The organism is Thioalkalivibrio denitrificans, from assembly GCF_002000365.1.
Taxonomy (GTDB): domain Bacteria; phylum Pseudomonadota; class Gammaproteobacteria; order Ectothiorhodospirales; family Ectothiorhodospiraceae; genus Thioalkalivibrio_A; species Thioalkalivibrio_A denitrificans.
The window spans coordinates 3,840-15,478 of the sequence record NZ_MVBK01000067.1; the positions used below are offsets into that span (position 1 = coordinate 3,840).

An 11,639-nucleotide genomic window follows, 5' to 3' on the forward strand; every position below is an offset into this window, starting at 1 on the left:
GACAACTGACAACTGACAATGGACCGCATTCCCGAACCCGAACTGATGCTGGACCCGGAACAGGCACGCGCCTATGCCGAGGCCGATTTCGCGGAGCCCCACGGGCATTTCATCGAACTGTTCCGGGAGACCTTTCCACAGCTTGAGATCGAGGGTCCCGTACTGGATCTGGGCTGCGGCCCGGGGGATGTTGCCATGCGATTCGCGCGCGCGTTTCCCGCTGCGGAGGTGGACGGCATTGACGGTGCGCCTGCCATGCTCGCCGAAGGCAAGCGGCTGCTCGCGGGCAGCGGTCTGGAGACGCGCGTGCGACTCATTCAGGCCTGCCTGCCGGGCGATGTTCCGCCGCGGCCACACTACCGCGGTGTGATCTCCAACAGCCTGCTGCATCACCTGCATGATCCGGCCGTGCTCTGGAATGCGGTGGACCAATACACCGAGCCGGGCGGCTTTGTCTTCGTCATGGACCTGATGCGGCCGGACAGCCGCGAGACGGCGGAGGCGCTGGTGGCGCAATACGCCGCATCCGAGCCCGATGTGCTGCAGCGGGACTTCTTCAACTCGCTGCTGGCGGCGTTCACGCCGGACGAGGTGCGCGTGCAGTTGGCCCGTTCGGGTCTCGGCGATCTGGGGGTGCGCGCGGTGAGCGACCGGCATCTGCTGGTCAGCGGGTTCGTCGCCTGAGCGGGCGGGTGCCTTAGCAGGTCTTGACCTCTCCGCAGTTCGCGGTCTTTGCCGAAACGTGTAGTTCGCTTCGCGCACTCAATCTGCAGCAGCAAAGACCCTGTCGAAATCCCTGGCGAGCTTTGCGCCTTCGCGAGAGGACAATGCTCTTCATTGCGCTTCGTCCCATCGCTACAGCAGACCGAGTTTCTCATCCGTGGCGCCCGGGCCGTACTTGTCTTTCGGCGGCCACGGCCGGTCGCGCCAGTGGGGCTCGAAGGCGAACGAGGACCTGCTTCGGCCCGGCAGCAGCGCGCCGTTGCCCGCGCCGCGGGCATAGTCGTAGTAGAGCTTGATCACCTGTTCGCGGCTCACCTGTTGTGCCGCACGATGCGCGATGCAGGCCTCCACCCAGGCCCGCACCCGGTCGTAGCGCGCTTCGTCGGGCAACCGGAAGTCCTCGTAATATTCGAGAAACCAGAAGCGCATGAACAGCGGTGTGAACACCGTTTCCGCCCAGCCGAATTCATCGAAGAGAAACGGGCCCTGAGGCGCATGTTCCAGCAGGAAGTCATCGAGTGCGGCGTAGCGGGCGAGCATGGTGTCGCGCAGGACCTCGCGGCGCCCGGAATCCTGGTTCATCACCCAGCCGTAGCCTGCGGCGGCGAAATCGCCCTCCATGCTGACCATCATGCCTTCGACAGCGCGGCGCCAAGGGTCACGCTGCGCCACCGGCGGCTCGGAAAACACATCCTCCAGGTAGCGCAGGATCACCAGGCTCTCCCGAATGATCCCCCCGTCCGGCCTTTCGAGCACGGGCAGGGCCGTCGTGCCCCGCGTCTTCTCGACAAGCCAGTCGGGCCGGGGGCGGGTGATGTCGACGACGTGAAAATTCACAGCGTCGCGCCGGCCCTTGAGCGCGAGCAGGATCTCGAGCCGCTGGCAGAAGGGGCAGACGGGGATCTGATAGACGACGAGCTGTGCCATGCCGATGTTCGAAGGGTCCGTGGGCCACTGCCGGGTGCTTCCGGATGCCATTGGATCACGGGGGCCTGGCGGGTGTCACACCGGCGCCGGCCGGGGTATCTCATGCGAATCCTGTCAGTTCGTCCCATATGGTTTATTACAAAACGCTTTCCTTCCCCCCCGGCCCCCGGCTACGCTAACGAAATGCGCCTGCAATTCAGCAAGATGCACGGCCTTGGCAACGACTTCGTGGTGATCGACGCCATCGGTCAGGCCGTGGAGCTCACCCCCGACCAGGTCCGCCTGCTGGCGAACCGGCGCCTCGGCGTGGGCTGCGACCAGGTGCTGCTGGTGGAGCGTCCTTCGGACCCGGCCCGGGCCGACTTCCGCTACCGCATCTTCAACGCCGACGGCAACGAGGTGGAACAGTGCGGCAACGGCGCCCGCTGCTTCGCCGTGTTCGTGCGCGAGCGGGGGCTGACTGCCAAGGACGACATTCCCGTCGAGACGCCGGCCGGCATCATCCGGCTCCGGGTGCAGCCTGACGGCCAGGTGACGGTGGACATGGGTCCGCCGAAGCTCAAGCCCTGGCAGATCCCCTTCGAAGCCCCGGAGGCCCTGCCCGCCTATCCGCTGGAGGTGGAGGGCGAGACCTTCGAGATCGGCGCCGTGTCCATGGGCAACCCCCACGCGGTGCTCAGGGTCGAGAATGTACAGACCGCGCCGGTGGCGCGCCTCGGGCCCCTTATCGAGGGCCATGAGCGCTTTCCCCGCAGGGTCAACGTGGGATTCATGCAGGTGCAATCGTCCGGTGAGATCCGCCTCAGGGTCTACGAGCGGGGCGTCGGCGAGACGCTGGCCTGCGGCACCGGCGCCTGCGCGGCCGTGGTCGTGGGGCGCATCCAGGGCCTCCTGGACGAACGCGTCGCGGTGGACCTTCCGGGCGGGCGGCTTGTGATAGACTGGCCCGGACAAGAAGAGGCGCCGGTACTGATGACCGGCCCCGCCACCCAGGTCTTCACAGGCAGCATGGAAATATGAGCACCCATACCAACCTGGCCGAGGATGCGCTCAGCGAGGAGGCCGTGGAGGCCTGGCTGCGTGCGCACCCGGATTTCTTCGAGCGTCACGAAGCACTGCTGGACATCCTGAAACTCCCCCACCCCGCAGGTGGCGCCGTGTCGCTCATCGAGCGTCAGATCGGCTGGCTGCGGGACAAGAACCGCCAGCTGGAACGCAAACTCATGGACCTGGTGCAGGTGGCGCGGGAGAACGAGCGGCTCAGCCAGCGCATGCACCAGCTGGCGCTGGGCCTGATGGATGCCGACAGCCTGGATGGGGTACTGGCTACCACCCAGGAGCAGCTGCGCACCGAGTTTCGCGCCGACCACGTGGTGGTGCGCCTGCTGGGCGACCCGCAGCGCGGCCTGCACTTCGTGGGCGAGTCAGACACGGCCATGCAGCTCTTCGAGGACCTGTTCGAGAGCCGCCGGCCCCTCTGCGGACGGCTCTCCGGCGAGCAGATGTCGGCCCTGTTCCCCGACGCACCGGATCCGGTGAAATCCGCGGTGGTGGTGGCGCTCATGGACGGGAACCGGCGCCTGGGCATCCTGGCGCTGGGCAGCCGCGAGGACACCCGTTTTCACCCGGGCATGGGCACCCTGTTCCTGGGTTATCTCGGGGAGATCATCTCCCACGCGGTCGCGACGCGACTGAAGGCCTGATTCAAAATTCAAAATTCAAGATTCAAGATTCAAGATTCAAAGGATAGCGTTTCGAGGATGATCCGGTGAATGTACCCCCTTTGAATTTTGAATCTTGAATATTGAATCCTCTTCACCCTGGCTTTCCCGCTATCTTCGCCACCTGAGCGAGGAGCGCCGCTGCTCCCCCCACACCGTCGACAACTACGCCCGCGATCTGCAGCGGCTGCGGGAAGCGGTGGGCGACGACTGGCCGCAGGTCCGGGTGCACGATATCCGGGCGCTGGTGGCGAAGGCGCATCGACAGGGTGCCGGCAGTCGCAGCCTGCAGCGTCTGCTCTCCGCGATCCGCGGGTTCTTCAGTTTTCTCGTGCGCGAGGGGGTGGTGGATGCCAATCCCGCGCAGGACGTGCGTGCGCCGAAGGCCGGGCGCAAGCTGCCCGGCGTCCTGGACGTGGACCAGGTGTCGCGCCTCGTGACCGTGCCCGGAGATGACGCGCTCGCCGTGCGCGACCGGGCGATCCTCGAGCTCTTCTACTCGTCGGGCCTGCGCCTGGCGGAACTCGTCGGACTCGACGTCACCGACGTCGATCTGGCGGACCGGCAACTGCGTGTCACCGGCAAGGGGCGCAAAAGCCGCGATCTGCCGGTGGGCCGCCACGCGGTGGCCGCACTCAACGACTGGCTCGCCCTGCGCGCGGATCTGGCGAAGCCCGACGAGCCGGCCCTGTTCGTGAGCCGTCGCGGTGAACGCCTGGGGGCCCGGGCGGTCCAGGCGCGCCTCTCGCGCCACGCGGTGGTCCAGGGCCTGGACCGGCGCGTGCACCCGCACCTGCTGCGCCACTCTTTCGCCAGCCACCTGCTGGAATCCTCCGGCGACCTGCGCGCCGTGCAGGAACTGCTGGGCCACGCGGACATCAGCACCACCCAGGTCTACACGCACCTGGACTACCAGCATCTGGCGCGGGTCTACGACACGGCACATCCCCGGGCAAGACGCAAGCCGCGTTCCTGAGCGCTCCCCGCATAGATAGAGCGAAAAGGGCTCAGGTCCGTGATGAAGTGGTTGTAGGTGTAGTCCACCGGGCCGAGCAGCATGGGTAGGTTGGGGTGAGGAACGAACCCCAACATGCGAGCCCCATCCCGGCCAACCCCGTTGGGGTTCGCGCGGCTCACCCCAACCTACCGGATCTCCCGTTCTCCTGGTGTGCCAGGCACGCTCTGTGAGGGGGGGTTGTCCTGAATAACCTTCGTGCCCTTCGTGTGCTTCGTGGTTAAACGGGGGTTCGTCAGGAATTCCCCCGCATGCATCGCATTGGCACCGTGGCCGGTGCGGAACTGGTAAAGTCCTTTCCATGACCGTTCAGAACCAGATCCTCGCCCTGCGTAAGCAGTTGAACACCGTGGTGGTAGGTCAGCACCGGCTGCTGGACCGTCTCGTCATCAGCCTGCTCACGGGTGGGCACGTGCTGGTGGAGGGGCTGCCGGGGCTTGCCAAGACCACCGCCGTGAACGCCCTGGCCGATGGCGTGCATGCCCGCTTCAAGCGCCTGCAGTTCACGCCGGATCTTCTGCCCGCCGACCTCACCGGCAGCGAGATCTATCTCACCGACCGGCATGAGTTCGTGTTCCGCGAGGGACCGCTGTTCAACGAGATCCTGCTGGCGGACGAGATCAACCGTGCCCCCGCCAAGGTCCAGTCGGCCCTGCTCGAGGCCATGCAGGAGCACCAGGTTACCGTGGGCGGGGTCACGCGGCCGCTGCCGCCCCTGTTCATGGTCATGGCGACGCAGAATCCGATCGAGCAGGCGGGCACTTACCCTCTGCCCGAGGCGCAACTGGACCGTTTCCTGCTGCACGTGGTGCTGGACTACCCCTCAGCGGATGAGGAGCTGCAGATCCTGCGTCTCGACCGGGCCCGTCTGCGGGGCGAGGCGCCGGATACCAGTCGGGGGCCCGTGACGGCGGAGACTGTCCTCGCGGCCCGGGCCGAGGTGGCCGCCATGCACATCGCGCCGGAACTTGAGCGCTACATCGTGGACCTTGTTGGGGCCACGCGGGCAGGGACCGAAGACGGGGCCGGCGCTCACCTGGCCCTGGGCGCCTCGCCGCGCGCCTCGCTGGCCATCGCCCGGGCCGCCAGCGCCGAGGCCTACCTGCGCGGCCGCGACTACGTGAGCCCCGACGACATCCTGGCCGTGGCGCCGGACTGTCTGCGCCACCGGGTGATGCTCAGTGTCCAGGCGCATATGGACGGCGTCGAGCGGGACGCGGTCATCGCAGAGCGCATCGGGGCCGTGCCGATCCCCTGATGCCCGCCTGGCTCGAACAGCTGCGGCGCGGCGCGTCCGACCGGCCCCTGCTCGGCACGGCGGAGCTGCATCGCCTGGCCCGTCTCGCCGAGCAGCCGGGCCCGCCGGAACGCGGTGGCGCCCAGCCCGGCGGGGAACGCTTGTCCCCCCTGCGCGGCCACGGCCTGGACTTCCAGGAATTGCGCCGCTACCAGGCCGGGGACGACGTGCGCGCCATGGACTGGCGCACCACCGCCCGCACCGGGCGTCCCCATGTGCGCGTCTACCACCAGGAACCGCGCCCCTCTCTCTACCTGCTGGTGGACCTGGGTGCGCGCATGCGCTTCGGCACCCGCGTACGTCTCAAGGCGGCGCAGGCAGCCCGGGTCGCCGTCTACCAGGCCCTGCGCACCGTGCGCGACGGCGGTGCCGTGGGCGCCGCCCTGCTCGGGGAGCCGCCCCGCTTCTGGCCCGTACGTGGCGGGCGGGTCCACGCCATGGCCCTGACCCGCGCGCTGGCCGCTCCCTGCCCGCCGCCCGACGGATTCATGACCACCGAGCCGGACCGGGCGCTGGGCATGCTCCGACGACTGCCCGTGGGCACCGAGGTGCTGATCCTGAGCGACCTGCACTGGCTGGACAGCGCCCGGGCGGGACTGCTGGGCGGCCTGGTCGCCGCCGGGCGTCCGGTGCAGGCGGTGTGCATCACTGATGCCGCCGAGCGCACCCTCCCGCCTCTGGGCCGCGCCCCGTTCAGCGTGCCCGGCGCGGAGGGCGCGCTCTGGGTGGACACCACGCGACCCGGCGTACGCGCCGCCTTCGATGCTCACGCCATGGCGCGCGTCGCCTCGCTGCGCCGGCTGCTCACGGGCGCCGGGGTACGATTCACGGAACTGGGCGCAGAGACGCCGGCGGCGGTCTGGACCCGAAGCCTCGGCAAAGGGCTGCCCGGCCGTGGATGATCTGGCCGACATCTTTCCGCCACCGGCGCCCGCAGCGGCGGAGGCCGGGGCCGCACTGACCTTTGGGTCGTGGGCACTTGCCGTACTGGTCCTTGGCGTGGTCGCCGGGGCGTGGCTCTGGCGACGCCGCCTCGCCCTGGAGGCCTGGTGGCTTGCCCGCCTGTTGCGCCGGGGTCGGTGCGAACCCCGGGAGGCCGCCCGCGACGGTCTGCGGCTGATGCGTCGCGCCTTTGGATCCGGCATCGCCCCCGACCTGGACGAGACACGCCGCGGGCTCGATGCCGGCTGCTACGGGCGCGAGCCCCCGCAGGCGAACATCTTGGCCCGTGACCTGGACAGGCTGAGGGCGCGGTTGTGAACCCCGCGGAGCTTCAGTTCGCCGTGCCCCTGTGGCTGCTGCTGCTTCCCCTGGCCCTGTTGCCATTGTGGCAGCGCTTCGGCGCGCGTCCGGCGGAGGGCGCCGGCGCCCGGTTGCGTCACCCGGATGCAGCGGGTCTGGGCACTGCCGCCCGGGTGCGCGGCCGTGCTCCTGTGGCCTGGCTGCGTGCTGCGGCGCTGGCGCTGGCGGTGGTGGCGCTCGCCCAGCCGCGCACGCCGGGCGCGTTCATCCCCGAGCCCGGCGAGGGCCGGGACCTGGTGCTGGTGGTGGATGTCTCGGGGAGCATGCTGGTGCGCGACTACCGGGCCGACGGGCGGCCTGTCTCGCGCATCGAGGTGCTCCAGGGGGTGGTGACCCGCTTCGTACGTGCCCGGGAGGGGGACCGCTTCGCGCTCGTTGCGCTCGCCGAGGAGGCGGGCACCGTGGTGCCGCTCACGCGGGACCGGGATCTGGTGGTCAGGCAGCTCGCCCGGCTGCGGGCCGGCGTGCTGGGAGACGACACGGCGATCGGCGACGGCATCGCCCTGGCCGTGGAGCAGTTCGCCGGGGGCGAGCGCCGGCCTGCGGTGATCCTGTTCTCCGACGGGGAAAGCAACGCCGGGATCCTGCATCCCGCGGAGGCCCTGGCACTGGCCCGGGCGGCGGCGGTGCCCCTGTACACGGTGGAGATCACCGGCGGCGCGGCGCTGGAGACGGCGGACGACGAGCCCGGTCTGGCGGACATGGCCGCCACCACCGGGGGGCGGTATTTCCACGCCGCCAGCACCCGGGATCTGGAGGGGGTGCTCGAGGCCATCGACCGGCTGGAGGCGCCCGCTGCCCCGACGCTGTCCGGAGAGCGCCTGTGGCGGTCCTGGTATCCGTTGCCCCTGGGCGGGGCGGCAGGGTTCCTGGGCATCGCGGGGCTGCTGGCGCTGAGGCGGGGCCCATGAGCCTCTCGACACTCGTGCCCCCGCTGTTGTGGCAACTGGAATGGCGGACCCCCCCGTGGCTGGCTCTGGCCCTGCTGCCCTGGTGTCTGCTGGCGCTCTCGCGCTGGCGCGACAGGCCGCTGCTGCGCTATGCCGACGCCGCCCTGCGCCCCTGGGCCCTGGAGCGACCGGGACATCGGGGCGCTCTGCGGTTTGCCGCGGTCGCCCTGGCGTGGCTGTTGCTGGCCGCTGCCCTGGCCGGGCCCCGGATACCCATGACTGTGGAAGCCGCCGGCCAGGGCCACCGAAGCGACCTCTCCCTGATGCTGGTGCTGGATGTCTCGCGCACCATGCTGGCCGAGGATGTTACGCCCCGGCGCCTGCAGCGGGCGATGCTGGAAACGGACGCGCTGCTGGAACACCTGCAGGGGGAGCGGGTGGGTGTGGTGGCGGTCTCGGGTCGCCCGCTGCTGCTCACTCCGCCCACCACGGACCGGGACGTCCTGCGCCATTATCTGGAACGCGCCCCCGGAGTCATGTCGGACCTCTCCGGCAAGGCCCTGGCGGGCGGGCTGCGTCTGGCCCGGGAGGCCATGACCGGGGAGGCGGGTGCCGTGGTGCTGATCACCGACGGCGACAGCCGTGCCCTCGCGGAGCCCCATCGGACGGACCTGCTGGCCGAGGCTAGCCGGCTGCGTGAGGCCGGTCTCGCCCTGTATGTCCTGGGGGTGGGCGGCGCGGAAGCCGTGGCGGTGCCCGCCCCGGGGGGCGGACTGCTGCGCGAGGGGGGCGAGGCCGTGCTCAGCCGCATGGACGTCCGGGCCCTCGAGCAACTGGCCGGGACGGGCGGCGGGCGCTATGCCGCAGCCGGCACCGTGGGTGCCCGCTGGGACCGCCTCTACACCGCGGGCATCGCCCGCATCCCCTCGGCTACCCAGGTGCACCAGTGGCGGGATCTGTACGGTTGGCTGCTCGCGCCCGCCTTGGTGCTGTTGCTGCTGTCCTGGTATCGGCCCGGCCCGGGTGCGGTACCGGCCGTGCTCCTGGGGGCGCTCCTGATCCCCGTGTACAGTGGGCCGGCCCATGCCGACGCAAGCCGGCACGAGGCCCGCGCCCATGCGGCCTACACGGCGGGCGACTACCATGCCGCGCTTCACGCCTATGTGCGTCTGGGCGGGTTCGCAGGCCGCATGGGTGAGGGGGCGAGCGCCTATCGCCTGGGGGACCATGCGCATGCCGCCGAGGCCTTCACCCGCGCCCTGCTGGAGGCCCCGGGGGACCGGGAACGGGCGGAGGCCCTGTTCAACCTGGGCAATGCCCGCTTCCGGCAGGGGGAGATGGCGGCCGCCGTGGAGGCCTACCGGGGTGCCCTGGCCTATCCGTCCCCCCACGGGGAACGCATCCTCCACAACCTGGCCCGGGCCGCCTCCCGTGCACCCGATCCCGCCGATGCGGGCCTGGCAGGGCGCCGGACTCGCCAGGCCACGGAAGACGTGGGCCGCATGGACCTGGAGGAGACGCCGGACTTTCCCGAGGACGAGGGGCCCAGTGACGCCGTCGCCGAAGAGGGCGAACGTGACGCCCTGGGTGAGGCCGTGGCCCGCGGGGAACGTATGCCCGAGGGTACCGGCGCGGCAGGGCGGCCCGGCGTCGTCCTGGACGTGAGCCGGGAATACGACGCCGCGCTCATGAAGCTCGATCGGCTGGAGGACCGCGATCTGCGGCTGCTGCGTGCGCTGCGCGACCGCGAGGCGCCCCGCGATCTGGAGTCCGGCCGGTGATTCCGCGCACCTGGCTGCTTCTGGTGCTGCTGGCGCTGCCGCTGTCCGCCCCGGGTGCCGGCCCCCGACTGCTGGTGATCCCGGAGACCACCACTCTGGAGCTGGGTGAGCCGTTGCGCCTGACCCTGCACGCCGAGGCCAGCGAGGGCAACCTCTTCGGCCTCTCCCTGGCATCCCTGGAGCCGGACTTTCGCGTGCGCTGGACCCAGCGTTCCCGGGGAGTGCGCGGGCCCGATCGTGTCTGGCAGCGCCAGGAGATGCGCCTGGAGCTCTATGCGCGCCGGCCCGGGACCTTCGAGTTGCCCCCGCTGCGCCTGATGGACGCAGTGAGCGAGCCGTTGACCGTGCACGTCGATCCGCCGCACAGCCTTGGCCTGGCGCTCCATGCCACGACGGACAACGCGCAGCCTTACGTGCGGGAGCCGGTGGTGTTGCGTCTGGATGTGGAGACGGACCATAACCAGTTCGAGCTGCATATACCGGGTCCGATGTCGCGGGAAGCACACATCGAGTTCCTGCGCCGGGAGCGACACGAGGAAAGTCAGGACGGACGATACCGCCTGCGCCATTACTGGCTGATCATTCCGCTCTACGAAGGCCCCCTGGAACTGGAGCTGCCCTGGCTCGAGATGCATGACTTCCGGCGCCAGGGCGTGCCCCTGCGCCTGCCTGCGGAAACGGTGCATCTCGATGTGCGCGCGGTGCCCGGCTACCTGCCGGTGGACGTGGCGCTGGCGCCGGTGGCCGTGCGGCAGTCGATCTCCCCGGGATCCCATGCGAAGGGGGAACCGGCCCTTTGGACCCTGGAGCTGCAAGGACGGGACCTCTCCCTTCGGCGCGTTCGCCGGCTGGTGGAGCGGGTGACGGACGGGACCGACGGCGCGCTCCGCTTTCACGCGCCCGCCATCGAGCGCCTGACCCCCCGGGACGTGCCGCCGGGCGAGGCCGTGCTGCGTGTGGAGATCCCCTTCACACCCCGGTCGACGGGGGATCTCAGGGTGCCGGATTTGCGCATTCCCTGGTTCGACACGACCAGCGGACGTCTCACCGCGGCCGAGGCGCCCGGGGGGCTCGTGCAGGTCTACGATCCCCTGCGCCGCGTTCTGCTTCAGGCAACGGCGGCGTTCGTCGCGCTGCTCGCGGCCGGGCTGCTGGTCATCGCCCTGGGTGCTGTCATCCGAAGGTTCAGGGTGCGGCGGATCCTCCACCGCCGGGTGGCGGAGGCCGGGAGTGCCAGGGCGCTGGCGCGTGCTCTGCTGACCCTGGAAGCGTCACCGCCCACATTGCGTGGCTGGCTCGATGCTCAGGGAGCCGATGCGCGACTCACTGACGCCGTGACGCACCTGGAACGGGCCTGTTATGGCTCGCAACCGGGTGATGTCGCCGCCCTGCGCGCGGAGTTGCGCACAGCATTGACGCGCCACCGCCTGCGCTTCCCCGCCCGGCGCCGGGCCTCCTGAATTGACCCGGTCCACCCGGGCTGGCACTGTGAGACATGAACCCTCTAATGCCCCACCCTGCCCCGGAAACGACGCCCATGCCCATCCGCCTGATCCTCGCAGCGCTCGCGCTGTGCCTCGCCCTGCCTGCCCTCGCCGCCGAGCCGGATATCCGCCCGGGGCAGTGGGAGTACACCAACGTGACCCGCTTTGAGAACATGCCGGTGCCGGATCAGACCCACACGCAGACCGAGTGCATCACTCAACAGGACATCGAGCGCGGCGGGGCATTCCTCGATGACGCGGAGGACTGTGAGGTGTCCAACATGGACATGCGCTCCTCGGGCATGACCTATTCCATGGTGTGCCGGGAGCAGGGGGTGGAGATTCACATGGACGCGGACATCCGCTTCATGGGCGACCGGGCCGAGGGCACCATGGACGCGCGCATGGACAGCCCCATGGGGCCCATGCGCATGCTCATCGAGCTGGAGGGGCGCAGGATCGGCGACTGCTGATTCGTGCCGTAGGAGCCCGCCCCTGC

At 69.9% G+C, this 11,639-nt stretch carries 12 protein-coding genes; 11 read left to right on the forward strand and 1 reads right to left on the reverse strand.

Going from position 1 to position 11,639, the window contains the following annotated elements; translation table 11 throughout:
* Window positions 1-18 precede the first annotated feature (18 nt).
* Entirely contained in the window at window positions 19-684 is a 666-nt protein-coding gene (locus B1C78_RS11390; RefSeq protein WP_077279294.1) for a class I SAM-dependent methyltransferase, read from the forward strand.
* 171 nt (window positions 685-855) lie between these two features.
* Here B1C78_RS11390 and B1C78_RS11395 read toward each other — a convergent pair whose 3' ends face one another.
* Complete coding sequence (locus tag B1C78_RS11395; RefSeq protein WP_077279317.1) at window positions 856-1,650, reverse strand: glutathione S-transferase family protein; 795 nt, start codon at window positions 1,648-1,650, stop codon at window positions 856-858.
* Window positions 1,651-1,833: 183 nt separating this feature from the next.
* Here B1C78_RS11395 and dapF point away from each other — a divergent pair, with 183 nt between their 5' ends.
* From dapF to B1C78_RS11445, 10 genes are all read left to right on the forward strand, one after another.
* Window positions 1,834-2,670 (forward strand): diaminopimelate epimerase, encoded by an 837-nt coding sequence (dapF, locus tag B1C78_RS11400; RefSeq protein WP_077279295.1) that lies wholly within the window; start codon window positions 1,834-1,836, stop codon window positions 2,668-2,670.
* Window positions 2,667-3,353, forward strand: a complete 687-nt coding sequence (locus B1C78_RS11405; RefSeq protein ID WP_077279296.1) for a DUF484 family protein — start codon at window positions 2,667-2,669, stop codon at window positions 3,351-3,353. The genes dapF and B1C78_RS11405 overlap by 4 nt, the downstream gene beginning before the upstream one ends.
* A 94-nt stretch (window positions 3,354-3,447) precedes the next feature.
* Window positions 3,448-4,347 (forward strand): tyrosine recombinase XerC, encoded by a 900-nt coding sequence (gene xerC, locus B1C78_RS11410; RefSeq protein ID WP_077279297.1) that lies wholly within the window; start codon window positions 3,448-3,450, stop codon window positions 4,345-4,347.
* A 340-nt stretch (window positions 4,348-4,687) separates the two neighbouring features.
* Window positions 4,688-5,644, forward strand: a complete 957-nt coding sequence (locus B1C78_RS11415) for an AAA family ATPase (protein WP_077279298.1) — start codon at window positions 4,688-4,690, stop codon at window positions 5,642-5,644.
* Window positions 5,644-6,585 (forward strand): DUF58 domain-containing protein, encoded by a 942-nt coding sequence (locus B1C78_RS11420; RefSeq protein WP_077279299.1) that lies wholly within the window; start codon window positions 5,644-5,646, stop codon window positions 6,583-6,585. The genes B1C78_RS11415 and B1C78_RS11420 overlap by 1 nt, the downstream gene beginning before the upstream one ends.
* Window positions 6,578-6,943, forward strand: coding sequence for a hypothetical protein (locus B1C78_RS11425; RefSeq protein ID WP_077279300.1), 366 nt, complete (start codon window positions 6,578-6,580; stop codon window positions 6,941-6,943). The genes B1C78_RS11420 and B1C78_RS11425 overlap by 8 nt, the downstream gene beginning before the upstream one ends.
* Window positions 6,940-7,896: a vWA domain-containing protein gene (locus B1C78_RS11430; protein WP_077279301.1), complete on the forward strand. Its 957-nt coding sequence runs from the start codon at window positions 6,940-6,942 to the stop codon at window positions 7,894-7,896. The genes B1C78_RS11425 and B1C78_RS11430 overlap by 4 nt, the downstream gene beginning before the upstream one ends.
* Window positions 7,893-9,656 (forward strand): vWA domain-containing protein, encoded by a 1,764-nt coding sequence (locus tag B1C78_RS11435; protein WP_139349910.1) that lies wholly within the window; start codon window positions 7,893-7,895, stop codon window positions 9,654-9,656. Before B1C78_RS11430 ends, B1C78_RS11435 begins: the two co-directional genes overlap by 4 nt.
* Window positions 9,653-11,116 carry a BatD family protein gene (locus B1C78_RS11440; RefSeq protein WP_175628293.1) on the forward strand — a complete coding sequence of 488 codons (1,464 nt, stop codon included), beginning with the start codon at window positions 9,653-9,655 and terminating at the stop codon, window positions 11,114-11,116. Before B1C78_RS11435 ends, B1C78_RS11440 begins: the two co-directional genes overlap by 4 nt.
* 77 nt (window positions 11,117-11,193) lie before the next feature.
* Window positions 11,194-11,613 (forward strand): DUF3617 domain-containing protein, encoded by a 420-nt coding sequence (locus B1C78_RS11445; protein ID WP_077279304.1) that lies wholly within the window; start codon window positions 11,194-11,196, stop codon window positions 11,611-11,613.
* The last annotated feature ends 26 nt before the right edge of the window (window positions 11,614-11,639 follow it).